The following is a 14,612-nucleotide window of genomic DNA, read 5'->3' as shown; positions in this document are numbered from 1 at the left end:
ACTAATTTGCTTTGAATAACTTATCCATAAACTGGTCAAAAGGTTTGGCATCGTGGTATTGCCTATCGGAATACAAGGTCACCAAAACTTTCAGGTAGTTGGGTTTATTGTCAAGGTAAATTTTTTCTATACTTACATTACCATAGCGTTGATCTATTTTATCCGAACTGGTATCCAAGGAAACCAAAGGCTTATAATACAGCTTTTCAGTAGTACGCACCTGCTCATTGACCTCGTCAATTTTTCGATCCATACTTACCATCCTGTACCCCAAACCCAATGTTCTCAAACCAAGACCGAAAAACAATTTAGGGAAATTTTCAGGATTGAATGGTGAATCGTAACTAACTGCAAAACCATTGGCATAAGAAGTATGAAATAGGTGAACTTCTGGCTCCTTTACAATCCCGGCTTTTTTCAAATGGTAATTGTCATAAACCATTTTCAGCACCTGCTCACCTTCTTCCGCCGCCAACCAGGAGATTACTTCCTGCTCCTCATTTTCAGAGCGAGTAAAATTCTCCCTAATAACTGCCCGATTGGCATTACCAGTAAATAGTTTACCTATTAAGTCTTCAATAAATTTCATTTCTTTTTGATTTTACCATTTTTTTCGGTGGAAATCAACCCCTCATCCTCCAATTCTCTAATCAAACCTACAGAAAATTCATCTAAATTTTCTCCGATCTCAGAAAACAATTCCTTTAGTGAAAACGCCTCTCCTGCTGCTAAAGTTTTAAGTATTTTATCAATCAATTTTTTTCTGACAATTGCCTTATTATTTTCTTTTTTATTTTGAACACAATTGTCACAAATACCACAGGAAAAATCCCCTTTCTCTCCAAAATAGTTTACAATCTGTAGCGTACGACAAATTTTATTGTTTTTAGCATATTCTATGATTTTCTGGGCTTTCTCTATAGCCTGAGCTCTTCTTTCCCCTATTCGCTTTTTGTTTAAAGGCAAAGATCCCGCGTCAAGCCTTGGTGTAATAAAGGTTATTTGAGGCTGATCTTTTTTTCCGGAAAAATCCACCAAACCAAGCTCATCCATTTTTTTCAACATCCCAACCACCTCTTTCTCGGTAGTATTCAACAATTGGGCTATTTTGCTTTCTTTGATTCGGATATAATTAACAAACAATTCTCCACCATATAACCTCAACAAAAGCTTTATCAAAGGGTCCAACTTTGCATAAGCAATCTGCGCCTCATACAACTTGCTTTGGGAGACCAGAAAATGCAAGGTTGAGGGAAGGAACACACTTTCTGAAAAAAGCAAAAAGGCTTCTTCTTGAAGAACTTTTATGGCATTGTATGTAAGAGGAACATCCAAATTATAGGCTCGGGTAAAATCCAGAAAATCAAAGTCAAAACTTGTCATTTGAGCACTACCTACAGCCAACCTGTAGTAATTTGCCAGGCATTGATACACTCTTTTTAGCAAATCCTCAGGAGGGTATGCAATATCTGCCATTTCGGCCAAAGAGATGCAGTCCATTTCCCGAACCAGAAGAACAGCAAATGCCTTTATCCCATCTCTTCCTGCCCTTCCTGCTTCTTGGTAATAGTTTTCCAGGTTTTCAGGGAGATCCAAATGAATAACCAGACGTACATTCGCCTTATCTATCCCCATACCAAAGGCATTGGTGGCCACCATGACGCGTACTTCTCCCTTGATCCAGTTGATTTGCCTTTCATTTCTAATCCCCTGATTCAAACCAGCATGGTAATAGGTTGCAGAAATCCCAAGCTGCTGTAAGTGCTGAGCAGTTTCCTTGGTCCCTTTCCTGCTTCTTGTATAGATAATGGCAGTGCCGGGCACCTTTTGAAGAATTTCTACTGCTTTCTCCAATTTATTTTCCGCCCAACGAACGGAGTAAGACAAATTATCTCTCTTGAAAGATTTGACGAAAATAGATGGCTCTTTAAGCGCTAATTTGTCAATGATGTCCTCCCTTACCTTCAGGGTAGCCGATGCAGTAAGCGCGACCATCGGTACTTTTGGAACTAAAGCCCTAATATCGACTATTTCCAGATAGGAAGGTCTAAAATCATAACCCCATTGAGAGATACAGTGAGCTTCATCCACCGCGATGAGGTTTACATTCATTTTTTTAAATCGCTCTATGAAAAGCTCCGTTTTAAGCCTTTCCGGAGACACGTATAGAAACTTATAGTCACCGTATATGCAATTGTCTAAAAGGGTGTCAATTTCTCTCTTATGCAAACCTGAATGGATAGCCATGGCTTTAATCCCCCTACTCTTCAATTGATCTACTTGATCTTTCATTAGGGCAATTAGAGGACTTATCACGAGACACAATCCTTCTTGCATCAATGCAGGTACTTGAAAACAAATTGATTTTCCTCCACCTGTAGGCAACAACACCAAGGCATCTTTCCCTTCTGCTATGGCAGCAACTATCTCCCTCTGAAGCGGTCGGAAATCCTGGTACCCAAAATATTTTTTCAGGATGGCTAATGCTGAAGTATCTACCTTATCCATATTGTGGCTATAAGTCCTTTGGCATGTAAATAATTTTTATCCAAATTACGCTTCATCAATCCCAATCACAAGGAGGAACCCTTATTGTTGAAAGTTATTTTAATGGCTCCCTCAGAAAAAAGATCTTTTTGATCGTATTCATCATGACTCCTCCATTTTCCATTTTTCCAGAAATATAATTGTCCATGGCTCAAATCTTTTGGTTGAAATGTATCTTTATCCAGACAAAGGGTATTTCCACCTGGTAAGGCAACTATATAATTATCAGCTTCTTTCAGCATAGCAAGTTTACTTACAGGCATACCCATTTTCTTAATTCTGTGGGGAATCACATTGTACTTTATTTCAGTCGAGTCTGCTTCCCAATTTATTGAATACAGTTGACCATTGTAAAGATAGTCCAAAACCGCTCCATTCTTGAGATCATATATCACCACTTGGTCGTTTGAAACCCTATCAATCGTCAAATAAAGCCTAAATCCCCCCAGCACAAAAACCAAACAAAGCACGGTTAGCACTTGGGTTTTTCTCCTACCCTCTATCCAATGAAAAAGAAAAAAAAGTATGCTCCATAACAGTAACATTTCGGTTAAAGACATGTACAACCTATCCATTTTGGCAAAAGGGAGCCCTTGCAACCCGAAAATCCCATAATTAAGTAACCGAATTGCCATCTCCATCAACCAGCCTAAGACAGAAGCCACGAAAGGTATGCTTGAAAAGATTAGAAAGGGAACGCCCAACGACATGATAATAAAGGCTGAAGGTATGGCCAAAAGGTTGGTAAAGATAAAATAGGTAGGAAATACATGAAAATAATAAATAGCAAGAGGAAAGGTAGTCAACTGGGCAGCAAGGCTTACACTTGTAATGTCCCAAAGATACCTCTGCCATTTCTTTCCAGGATGCCATAGTTTCCTTATCAATGGTTGAAACAATAGAATTCCCAGCAAGGCAACATAACTCAATTGAAACCCTACGGCATAAATCAAAAAGGGATCGTAAACCAACAATACCAATGCAGAAAGTGCCAGAGGATTAAATATAGAGGGGTTTCGGGAGTTCATTTGGGCCAAACAAATAAAGGTGAACATGGTAGCAGACCTAAGTACTGAAGGAGAAAGCCCGGTAAGAATTGCATAAAACCAAATGATCACCACAATGACAGCCAAATAGAGCGCTCTTTTTAGTCCTTTTTTCTTCCCTGGCTTGAACATTAAAAAAAAGAAACCATAGATAATCCCAACATGCAATCCCGAAACAGCTAATATATGCATGGCTCCAGCCGTAGCATAAGCTTCTCTCAAATTGTCATCCAAGTCTTGCTTTTGCCCTATTAATAAGGCCGTAGCAATTTGAACAGCGTAAGGATCTTTAATGTAGGACACTACTTTATCCCCTAGGTATTGTCGCCAAGCAATGACCCTTGAGGACCATGAAGCCTTTTCAGGCACTGATAACACCTTGAAACTTGTCCCTATAAATTGACTGAAATAAACGTCTTTCCTTGCCATGTAAGCAGAATAATCAAACATGGAAGGATTGGAGGGAGCAGTAATTATTTGTGGTTGGCCACTTACCAATAAGGTAGTCTCAGGAAGCAATGGTTCTGGAGATTGGTGGTAAATTTGAATTTTCCCACTTGCAGGATGCCAACCATCGCTTGTTTCTACTGCATAAACTACAAGCATATTCCCAAAACTATTAGGTTTGACTTGATCCGCCTCCTGCACCTCTGCAATGTAATTTTTCACCTCAGGAAAGTGAATCAGATGCTCCTGCATCAAATCCACATCTTTGGTTGAAGCCACAAACATCCCTAAAAAAATCAAACACAAATAGGCAAGAATAGGTAGGGAAATTTGAAAATAAAGCTTTCTTTCAGGTTTATAGGCAAAGGTTAGTACAAGGTAAGCCCCAAAAAAAAGCGACAAACCTGGTAGTAAATAAGGCCCTAAAAACTCCCGAGTTTGGGGATACAATAGAACTCCACAAATAAAAAAAACAGTATACCTAATAAAAGGAAATTCATTGAATTTCATGATTTGAAAAGAAAATTGGCAAAAATCTACCGCAAACATTACCCTCTGAACAAACCATTCAGAAGCCCTGCCTATCTACATGACTGTAGACAAAGCCCGCTTAAGCATCAACCCGAGAGGCATGACAAAACAAAAAGCATGAACAAAGCCCTCTGGGCAGCAAATTATAACGGTGAAATTTCACTGTTATAAACGATAAAAGTGACATTAAACGATTGCGCCTGTCACTTATTCTTTCCCAGGACCATTACACAAACTAATGTTCCAGGGAAGAATTTAACCAACTTTAATCTTAAAATCAATAAAATAAAAATAAACCCAAGTATTTCAGCACTGTAAATCAGTCAATTAAAACCTGAACCCTACAGAAAACCCGGCATTGAATTCTACTGGATCGAAACGATCGGAAACTTCACTGTTGAAACCTCTTGCAATGCTAACATAAGGCCCCAAAGCAAATTTGTCGTTATGCACCCACTTGTAACCTCCACCAAATCCAATAATAAAGCTATTGAGTGAAGTTTCTACAATATCATTGTTATCAAATTTTTCAGTAAAGGATCCTCCTCTGTATTTCAAAAAAGGGAACACATAAATCCCTGACGGATTAGATTCAGTTACAAAATAATAATTGTAAGCCAGGGTAACACTAGTTGATTTAAAATCTTGTCCTTCACCACTGTCTGACACATAGGCAAATCGATCCATAAAGGTCATTCCAAAACCAATGGATTGGTTGCGATCCAAGAAATGCTCATAACCCAATTCCAACGAGCCAATAAAAATAGTATTAAAAATATTCAATTTGATTTCATTTCCCGGAAGTTGGGGATCATCAAAGGACTGTGCATTTGCCTGAAAACTACCTGAAATCACAACCACTATCAATACCAACGCACCTATAAAATTTCTCATAAAAAACTGTTAGCCTTAACGTAAATACTTCTGTTTAAAATTTTTATCCTGGCATGTACTGCATCAGGTAATGATCGATATTGCATTCCACAAAAAGGTCACCCTTTTTCACAAATCCAAATTTTTCATACAAACCTGAGGCGGTCACTTGACCATGCAAATATATCGTTTTATTCTTACTTAACGGATTGGCCATGACATCATCAAGGACTGCTTTTACCAACATTCCCCCAACACCATGCCCTCTATATTCCTTTAATACGGCAAACCTTTCAAGTTTAACGCCATTTTCTGTAAAGCGCCACCTAGCTGTTCCTACAGCCAAATCACCATCTTGCACTATGAAATGGATGGCTGCATTTTCATGCTCGTCAAACTCTTCGTCGGCTTCTACTTTTTGTTCTTTGACAAACACAAGATTCCTGACTTGAAAAGCTTTCTCCAATAAGTGCTTATCTGTAATTTTTCTAACTGCTAAATTCATTTGGTTGGATGGGCTTCAACTTCATTTTTCTCGTAAGCTTCTATTATAGACTTCACAAGTTTATGCCTTACCACATCGCTTCCAGAAAGCTTCACCACACCAATCCCCTTGACACCTTTGAGAATCCGTAGCGACTCACTAAGGCCGGATTTTTGACGGGAAGGAAGATCTACCTGAGATTGATCACCAGTGATGATTACTTTTGAGTTAGGCCCCATTCGAGTCAGAAACATTTTGATTTGTTCAGACGTAGTGTTCTGGGCTTCATCCAACAAGACAAAGGCATCATGCAAGGTTCTTCCTCTCATATAAGCCAAAGGTGCTATTTCAATCACCCTATTTTCCTGATAAAACCTTAATTTTTCAGTAGGTACCATATCCCCCAAAGCATCATATATAGGTCTCAAGTAAGGATCCAGTTTTTCCTGCAAATCACCAGGTAAAAAACCTAAGTTTTCACCAGCCTCTACTGCAGGTCTGGTAATTATTATTCTTTTTACTTCCCTGTTTTTAAGTGCCCTAACAGCAAGCGCTACAGCAATGTATGTTTTCCCCGTACCTGCGGGACCTAAAGCAAAGACAAGGTCATTTTTAAATGAGGAGTCTACAAGTTTTTTCTGATTGGGTGATTTTGGCCTGACGATCACTCCCTTATTCCCGTAAAGAATAATGGAATTGTTGCTCTCAGCCTTCACCTTTGTCGTACCTTCCAACTCAATGTACTCTTTCACATTCTCCGGAGTCATCTGACCGTACCGGTTAAAATGCTCAAGAAGCATATTTAAGATATCATTAATTTTCAGAATCTCTGGTGCTTGTCCTTTGATTCTTATTTCATTGCCTCTGGAAACAATTTTGCTTTGCGGAAAGGCCGCAGAAATCTGCCTGATATTTTCGTTCTCCGATCCTAGGAAGTCTAGGAGGGAAATATTTTCCAATGTTATGACTTTTTCTACCAATATATTTTCTTCTGTTTAGCTAATTCTAAAAACAAATTAAAAATACCTATTTTTGTGCATCCTTAACGCAAAAGTACGAATTTTTAATTGACTTACTTATATGGCTTTGGTAACATTCATTTCGGATTTTGGAAACTCAGACTACTATGTACCAGTAGTCAAAGCCAAAATGCTGTCCATCAATCCCCAATTGTCTATTGTAGACATTAGCCATGATATTGCCCTATATGATATTGCCCATGCTGCTTTTTTACTACGCTCTACCTTTAACGATTTCCCAAAGGGAACTGTTCATTTGGTAGCCTTAAATACCACAAGCAGCATTACCGACGGCTATATAGGAATAAAATTAAACGAACATATTTTCATAGGTCCAAACAATGGTGTATTGAGTATGCTTGCGGACCATGATCCAGGAATAATTGTTAAATTTTCTGACATACATATTAAAAACAGTTCCTTCCCTGCGAAGGACATTCTGGCTCCAATAGCAGCTAAGGTAGCTAGTGGGGCAGCCATACATGATTTTGGAGGTCCACTGCAGAGCATAAAAAAAATGATGGGCCGGCACTTCAAAGCGAGCAAGAAGCAAATTGTAGGTTATGTACTTCGGGTAGACATCTATGGCAATTTGATCACCAATATCCCTAAGGACGTTTTTGATAAATTAAATCCAGGTAAATTTGAGATTGTCTTTGGAAGAGAGTCTGTACATCAACTTCAAACCAATTACGATGAGGTAGAGCCAGGAGATTGCTGGGCCTTCTTCAATAGTCTAGGCTTATTAGAAATCGGGATCAACCATGGTCATGGGGCAGATTTATTAGGCATGAGGTATGACAGTCCTATTTTGGTTAATTTTGAAGTTTAATTTTTTATTTGCCAATTAATTAATCAACTAATAGTCAGAAAGAAGGCCTGACAGGCTATAAAAAAATAAAAAAAAGAGGCCTTCAAGCAGATAAAATATTTGTTTGTAAAAAATTCTTTGCACATATTTGCATCCCATTCAGCAAGGAATGGGAATTACCACAATTGCCCAGGTGGCGGAACTGGTAGACGCGTTGGTCTCAAACACCAATGCCTTCGGGCGTGCCGGTTCGATTCCGGCCCTGGGTACACAAAACCCCTTCAGATGTGAATTTGGAGGGGTTTTTGCGTTTTATGTTTTTGCGTTTTATAAAGTAGACTGTTTTTGATTTCTTGCTTTCAAAGGAAATAACAGAATTGGGGTAAAATAAAGTTTTCCTTCAATAAAATTCTATTATTCTCTTTTTTGGTGAATGACAAAAACTAAAACATACGATTCACAAGCCGATACATACATGTATAATTGAAAGACAAACCTTACACCTTCTATAAACTACTGATTTTCGGTTGGTTATTATTTCAGCTATTTTTTTCTTTTAGACTTATCGAAGTAAACCCCATCCGTTTCCATATCAGAAATACTACGTTTTATAACTTTTTTAAGCTCCTTTCTGTCCTTTTCTGGGATTTTATCTTCCTCAAATAGAGCACTCAATGCATTGAATAAAGCAGCTCTACTTGGACCTGTTGCCTTTTCATATTCCCAAGACTCTTCTTCCATTCGAATAAATTCTTGTACTGAAGAAATAATAAATACCACAAATGATACTCCCACCACTATTGTCAAAATAATTACATCTAAATTTCCCATATTACCTTTTCATTTTAAATAAAATCAAAAAGCCAAGTATGGTCGGGCACCACAATCCTATGAAAATGGCTTTTAGTGGCTCATTTTCTATAAGAAAATAATATTCTGATACTCCGATCAAAATGACTACCAATACGATTAGTACGATTTCGGATTTTTTAAACTTTTTCATGAATTTTATTATTGCTTAACACTTGTATTACAATCATGCTTAGGTCGAGGGCAGGTTCAAAAAACTTACTCCCAAATTTATCCCTATACAGAAAGGGTTGCTTGAATGATTTAAACAACTGAAAATGAATAAAGTTTTTATTGTACCCGATTAACTGTCAATACCATCTCATTTGAAATTCATATAAACGGTAAATAATACTGTACCGAAATTTCATAATCAAACCTGATAACCAATGAGGTTATCATATAGCATCTAGGATGATCTATTAATTAACAGCATAAAATATATTGCCTATAGGTTACCCGATTGATCCTAGATGATTTCAGCTTTCTTGAGAAAAATCTTATGTGAGATTAAAAAATACCAATCTCGTATTGATAAAGGATAGGTTTGAGAAAGATTTTGTTTAAGGCAATGGTAAATGCATGGTTTATTAGGCCTTTACAAATAGGTTTTGATTTACACGACATGATAATTTTTACCCCCGAAAAAACCGAAGTTTTGTGATTTTCTTTCAATATTGCATGGGGAACGGATTACTTATCCATTAAATAAAAATGAAGCATGAAGCCATTAATTCAATTTTCACTTCTTTTATTATTAGTTGTAACATTGGGCTGCAATGGCCCTATCGGGATATCTTCTGAACAATTGGAAAGTTTTGAAACCAAGTTAACAGCTACAGATTTTTTCTGGCAAAGCAGGTATGGAAGCTATATTGATTTTCAGTTCAGGCCGGACGGAATCGTAAATGCCCTTATCAATGGAAAAGCGGACTCTAAGATCAGTGGAAAATGGTCTTTTGACAGTAGCAGTGGGGAATTACAAATTGCTTGGGAAGGCGGTAGACAATACGCTTCCATTGTAAAAAATATTGATGACAACTGGGGTAAAATTACTTTTGCATCGAAAATCCATGAATATGGAGACAAAACATTGACGAGGCTAAAACTCCTAGACGACAGGTTTAGTGAAAAAAAATAAATTTCTCTTTATGGGAGTCAAAGGCATAGCTCTTTGACTTCACATATAAAAAAAGAAGCCAAGTAAAATAAACCAGTTTCTCGGTTTTTCTTACTTGGCTTTCCATAATACGATTGTTGGTAAATCTACCTAAACTTATTCCCCAGCACTATCCTGTGCAGCAAAAACCCTTTTCAACAGGGCTGTAGTCCTTTCTGCAGGGTTTTCACGTATGGCTTTTTCTTCTTGGGCTACAAGTTGAAAAAGACCATTTATAGCCATCTGCGTAACATAAGCATTCAAATCCGGATCTAACTTCCTAGAGGTAGTCGGGAAGGAATTGTACCTACCTACCAGGTCTCCATAATACTTAGTAGCGCCCACCTGATTCAATGATTCCTGAACATGGGGTTGAAATAGGGCCGTTAATTTTTCTGTAGTGGTTCTTTGCAAGTATTGGGTTGCAGCATCATCCTGTCCTTTCAAAATATTCCACGCATCTGTAATGGTCATCTGCTTGATCGCCGCTATAAAGATAGGCTTTGCCTCTTTGGCTGCATTTTCTGCTCCCCTATTAATGGTCATAATCACCTTATCAACTTCAGACCCAAGACCAATATTCCTGAGAGTAGCCTCTACACGTCGCACATCTTCAGGCAATGCTATTCTTATCAAATCGTTCTTAAAAAATCCATCTGTAGTTGATGCCAAATCAACTCCTTCTGTCACCCCTTTTATCAAGGCTTCTTTAAGCCCATTCCCAACTTCATTTTCTGTAAGTGCCGATTCACTGGCTGCTGTCAAAAATTTATTAACTTCAGCAGCAGTACAACCAACCATCGAAAAAACTACTAGTACAAAAAGTACCTTTGATAAACGCTTCATTATTGTTTTTTAAATTGAAAATATCTTCAAGAGATCAGAAAATCAATTATTATGCCAGAAGTCCAACATTCCGAACTGACGTGACAGAACAGCTCATCATCAGTTGAATTTTAAGAAAAATTAATTAATGGTCAATCTGATTCCACTTAACCATTATCTCTTTTATCAGGGTTTCCTGACCTTTTATACTTAAATGACCATGATCTATATAGTTGGACACATCACCAGAAAAACCGGAAAAATCGGGCTTATTGAAATTATAATAACTGAACAATTTCTCTTTTTTCACTTTCGTCCCAGAGAGTATATCTTCCCAATAATCATCCATTTTATCTCTATGCTCAAGATAAATGGGATAAGGTACCGGATGATAATAAATGAAAGTTTTAATATGATGTTTATGAAGTAAAGTCAATAAGGTCTTGAAATCTTTTCTAAACCTACTACCGATTTCAAATTCATTGATTTTCACATTGTCCACTTCTTTAGCAATTCTTCCTGACACATCCTCCACTCTAAAAAGCGATTCAAAGGAATTGCTCCCATTTACTTGGTATTGATTTTTAGGGTATTTACTGGGCCAGAGATTAAGATTTCGAATAACTCCCAAACCATAAACCCTCAAAAGGTTTACTGACCCAAAAGCTTTCCAGTAGGTGTCAGGATTCATAAAACCTGTACCCTTAGCCCCAGTATCAGCTGTCACATAGGGATGAATACACACAATAGCTTCCTTAATAATGCCATTGTTCTCCAATATATTGCTCGCCAAGGACAACACATTATCCATCCTCGCTCCCATTAGGCTAAGATTGTAATAGTTTTTATCAGGGATGACTTGAGGGTTGAGGTTGGCGGAAAGGGAAGGACCAAGAATTATTCCTTCAAAATGTTTAGGGATATGATTGAAAGTCATCAAGTATTTTGAAAACCGCTCTTCTCCATAGACCCTTACTTTATCTTTATCCCTAAAATCAAATAGGCCAAAAACATCAAGAAAAACATTTAACGCACCAAATAGCAACACAATGCCAATGCAGGCAGAAAGTAATAAAAGAAAGTATTTTTTAAACTGTTTTTCCATTGGCCTAAAAGTCAAAATATAAAAAGTCATTTTTAACAATGGAGTTTAAGTAAATCACATTTAGCAAAAACAACAATACATTAAGTAGCAAATAAGTAAGGGTAGGTTTAAGCCTCCTACCCATTTCAATGGCATTTGGAACAAAAAGCAAGACCACTCCTGCTATCCATACTGGAAGGTCATAGTAGTTACTTACCAGATAAAACCCTTCCGTACCGGGCACTTTACTGAACATTTTATACAACATTTCTAGGGAGCTACTCCATGAATCAGCTCTAAAAAACACCCAAGTAATGTTTACAAACAAAAATGTTAACAAAAGAGCTGGGATCTTCGGTAAAGCCACCCCAAGTTTAGACCATTCCCTATGAATCACCAATGCTATACCATGCAAAAAACCCCAGAAGATAAATGTCCAGCCTGCACCGTGCCATACCCCTCCTAAGAGGAAGGTTGTCATTAGGTTAACACTTGTTCTGAAATTTCCTTTCTTATTCCCTCCTAAAGGGATATATACATAATCTCTGAGAAACCTACTTAATGTCATGTGCCAGTTTCTCCAAAACTCCTTAATGCTAAGTGATTTGTAGGGAGAATTAAAATTTTGTGGAAGTCTGATATTAAACAATAGCCCCAAGCCAATTGCCATGGCTGAATACCCACTAAAGTCAAAATAAAGCTGCATTGAATAGGCAAGAGAGGAGGCCCATGCTTCTCCTGAACCCAAAGTAGAAACGTTGGCATATCCTTTGTTAGCTATTTGAGCAAAACTATCAGCAATTACGATTTTCTTGGCCAAGCCCATCATGAAAATAAACAATCCCCGAGAGAGGTTGTCGTAATTCAATTTTGTCAGGAGGGGATTCCTGAACTGTCCCATCATTTCGGTGTGGTGCACTATGGGCCCGGCTATTAACTGTGGAAAAAAAGACACGAATAAACCGTAAGAAAACAGGTCTTTTTCTTTCTTGGTTCCTTTATAACTGTCTACCAGGTAAGCGATTTGTTGAAAAGTATAAAATGAGATCCCAAGGGGTAATACCAAATTGAGGTAACCTAAAGAGAGGTCAGGAACAAAGTTCAGGTTGTAAATTATAAAATCAGTGTATTTAAAAAATACTATACCAAGTAAATTGATGGTTATACCAAAAATCAACGTTTTCTTCTGTCCGGGATAGATTCTTTTTGAAATTAAATAATTGAATGCAATTGAAAAAAAGATCAAAAACAAATAAGCAGGATTCCACCAACCGTAAAAAAATAAGGAGCAAATTAGTAACCAAAGACCCGTGAAAGGTGACTTAAGCCTGGGTCCAAAGAAATAAAATACAAATAAAGTTATAGGTAAAAACCCTAAAAGAAATTCAAAAGAATTAAATAACATTTTATTTGAAGTTCAGCTAAAAAGTTACAAATAATTATAAATGTTGATTATTTCTGTGGCTTGTGAACAATCAGAAACTTCAACCTAAAGACGAAGTAGAATCAGGTACTTACAATTCGATTACATCGTAGTGATCACCTTAAATATTATTGCTCAACTATTAACTGACAGCCAAACAAACTTTTAACACAAGAAGTAAATCTAAGTAAATGCGCTCATTTGATGAAATATTATACCTGAAAAAATAAATTTTCAGTTTTACAACCTATTTCAATACAAATATAAACTATTTAACTATAAATTGTAATAAAGATACTTATGCAACTCTCCTTTCAAAAAGCCTTTTATGCGCTTGCTTTTGTCTTTCTGCTTTTATTTGCCATGGTTTTGGCAAAAAGTGTACTGATATCTTTATGTTTTGCCCTTTTGCTTTCCTTTATTCTTCACCCTTTACATAATATACTTATGCGCAAGGGTGTGCCTATTATTCTCGCTGCAATTCTGGTCCTCTTGACCTTCTTTCTGATAATTTTGGGTGTTTTCACCTTTTTCTCAGCAGAGATAATTTCACTCTCAGATGAATTAACAAATTTCGGAGATAAGTTGATGAATCTATTTTCTGATTCTATTGTCTATTTGAATGAAAACGTCAGCTTTTTAGGCAACCTAGAAAAAGATAAAGTCCTTTCTGATGCCAAAACCTGGGCCAAGGACGGCGCAACGGAAATTTTGGGCACTACTTTTAGTAGCACAACCAGTTTTTTCACCGGACTTTTCACTACAATTATTTATACCTTTTTATTCCTGATTTACAAAGAAGGACTTGTATCTGCCTTTAAACGTTTCGCCCCGGAAAATAAAAAATCAGAGTACCACCACATGCTTAAAAAAATCCAGTTGGTCGGTCAAAAATATCTATCTGGCATGCTGACACTAATCATTATACTTGGTTTTGCCAACAGTACAGGTCTTTGGATTATAGGTCTAGACAACCCTTTCCTATTTGGCTTTTTAGCAGCCTCTCTATCCATAATACCTTATGTAGGCACCACTCTTGGCGCAAGCATCCCGGTACTCTATGCCTTTATGTCTAAGGATGAATTATGGGTCCCCATAGCTGTGGCGATTATGTTTTGGCTTATTCAAGTAATTGAAAGTAACTTCTTAAGTCCAAAAGTGGTAGGAAATAGTGTTAATGTAAATGCCCTGGCCGCCATTTTAAGTTTAATTATAGGTGCTTCAGTATGGGGTGTAGCAGGAATGATACTGTTCCTGCCTTTTGCAGCCATGCTCAAGGTTGTTTGCGATCATTACGAACCACTACAACCACTAGGCATGCTATTGGGAGATGATCAATTCAATGATAAAAGTAGCAATTCACGCTCTTGGTTCTCAAAAATAAAGGACAAGTTTTAACCCGAAATATGCAGTAGACATTCTATTACGTGCTGAAATCGCTTTAAAATCAGCCACTTCGTTGCTGTTTTCAATTTCACCATAGCGGTGCTATGCTAAAATCTCCAAACAGTCTG

General features: G+C 37.3%; 14 protein-coding genes and 1 tRNA gene. 4 read left to right on the top strand and 11 right to left on the bottom strand.

Translation table 11 applies throughout. The features are described from left to right. Window position 1: 1 nt before the first annotated feature. The 6 genes from AC13EX_RS13535 to AC13EX_RS13510 all read right to left on the bottom strand — a co-directional run bounded on the left by AC13EX_RS13535 (window position 2) and on the right by AC13EX_RS13510 (window position 6,908). Window positions 2-589: a hypothetical protein gene (locus tag AC13EX_RS13535; protein WP_482893088.1), complete on the bottom strand. Its 588-nt coding sequence runs from the start codon at window positions 587-589 to the stop codon at window positions 2-4. Further along, window positions 586-2,508, bottom strand: coding sequence for a RecQ family ATP-dependent DNA helicase (locus tag AC13EX_RS13530; protein ID WP_482893087.1), 1,923 nt, complete (start codon window positions 2,506-2,508; stop codon window positions 586-588). Before AC13EX_RS13530 ends, AC13EX_RS13535 begins: the two co-directional genes overlap by 4 nt. Before the next feature lie 65 nt (window positions 2,509-2,573). Continuing rightward, window positions 2,574-4,550, bottom strand: a complete 1,977-nt coding sequence (locus tag AC13EX_RS13525) for a ComEC/Rec2 family competence protein (protein WP_482893086.1) — start codon at window positions 4,548-4,550, stop codon at window positions 2,574-2,576. Window positions 4,551-4,898: 348 nt separating this feature from the next. Next, window positions 4,899-5,465 carry a DUF3575 domain-containing protein gene (locus tag AC13EX_RS13520; RefSeq protein ID WP_482893085.1) on the bottom strand — a complete coding sequence of 189 codons (567 nt, stop codon included), beginning with the start codon at window positions 5,463-5,465 and terminating at the stop codon, window positions 4,899-4,901. Between the two features lie 43 nt (window positions 5,466-5,508). Next, a complete protein-coding gene (locus AC13EX_RS13515; RefSeq protein WP_482893084.1) occupies window positions 5,509-5,949 on the bottom strand; it encodes a GNAT family N-acetyltransferase in 441 nt (146 codons plus the stop codon). After that, complete coding sequence (locus AC13EX_RS13510) at window positions 5,946-6,908, bottom strand: PhoH family protein (RefSeq protein WP_482893083.1); 963 nt, start codon at window positions 6,906-6,908, stop codon at window positions 5,946-5,948. The genes AC13EX_RS13515 and AC13EX_RS13510 overlap by 4 nt, the downstream gene beginning before the upstream one ends. Window positions 6,909-7,008: 100 nt before the next feature. Here AC13EX_RS13510 and AC13EX_RS13505 point away from each other — a divergent pair, with 100 nt between their 5' ends. Together AC13EX_RS13505 and AC13EX_RS13500 are read left to right on the top strand one after the other, a co-directional pair. Continuing rightward, a complete protein-coding gene (locus AC13EX_RS13505; protein ID WP_048640524.1) occupies window positions 7,009-7,779 on the top strand; it encodes an SAM hydrolase/SAM-dependent halogenase family protein in 771 nt (256 codons plus the stop codon). 166 nt (window positions 7,780-7,945) lie between these two features. Beyond that, window positions 7,946-8,027, top strand: a tRNA-Leu gene (locus tag AC13EX_RS13500). A gap of 274 nt (window positions 8,028-8,301) precedes the next feature. Here the strand turns inward: AC13EX_RS13500 and AC13EX_RS13495 are convergent. Continuing rightward, complete coding sequence (locus AC13EX_RS13495) at window positions 8,302-8,589, bottom strand: hypothetical protein (protein ID WP_482893082.1); 288 nt, start codon at window positions 8,587-8,589, stop codon at window positions 8,302-8,304. Window position 8,590: 1 nt separating this feature from the next. Further along, a complete protein-coding gene (locus AC13EX_RS13490) occupies window positions 8,591-8,761 on the bottom strand; it encodes a hypothetical protein (RefSeq protein ID WP_482893081.1) in 171 nt (56 codons plus the stop codon). Between the two features lie 567 nt (window positions 8,762-9,328). On the opposite strand from AC13EX_RS13490, the gene AC13EX_RS13485 reads away from it, so the two are divergent. Then, complete coding sequence (locus tag AC13EX_RS13485; protein ID WP_482893080.1) at window positions 9,329-9,748, top strand: hypothetical protein; 420 nt, start codon at window positions 9,329-9,331, stop codon at window positions 9,746-9,748. Window positions 9,749-9,883: 135 nt separating this feature from the next. On the opposite strand, the gene AC13EX_RS13480 is transcribed toward AC13EX_RS13485, so the two are convergent. The 3 genes from AC13EX_RS13480 to AC13EX_RS13470 form a co-directional block, all read right to left on the bottom strand. Continuing rightward, window positions 9,884-10,612 (bottom strand): DUF4197 domain-containing protein, encoded by a 729-nt coding sequence (locus AC13EX_RS13480; RefSeq protein ID WP_482893079.1) that lies wholly within the window; start codon window positions 10,610-10,612, stop codon window positions 9,884-9,886. A gap of 124 nt (window positions 10,613-10,736) precedes the next feature. Beyond that, window positions 10,737-11,696 (bottom strand): hypothetical protein, encoded by a 960-nt coding sequence (locus AC13EX_RS13475; RefSeq protein WP_482893078.1) that lies wholly within the window; start codon window positions 11,694-11,696, stop codon window positions 10,737-10,739. A 4-nt stretch (window positions 11,697-11,700) separates the two neighbouring features. Next, complete coding sequence (locus tag AC13EX_RS13470) at window positions 11,701-12,852, bottom strand: MBOAT family O-acyltransferase (protein ID WP_482893077.1); 1,152 nt, start codon at window positions 12,850-12,852, stop codon at window positions 11,701-11,703. A 546-nt stretch (window positions 12,853-13,398) separates the two neighbouring features. Between AC13EX_RS13470 and AC13EX_RS13465 the strand changes: the two genes are divergently transcribed. After that, window positions 13,399-14,496 carry an AI-2E family transporter gene (locus tag AC13EX_RS13465; protein WP_048640529.1) on the top strand — a complete coding sequence of 366 codons (1,098 nt, stop codon included), beginning with the start codon at window positions 13,399-13,401 and terminating at the stop codon, window positions 14,494-14,496. Window positions 14,497-14,612: the final 116 nt, after the last annotated feature.

The organism is Cyclobacterium sp. L-R, from assembly GCF_056859355.1.
This window is presented reverse-complemented; position numbering and strand designations above follow the sequence as displayed.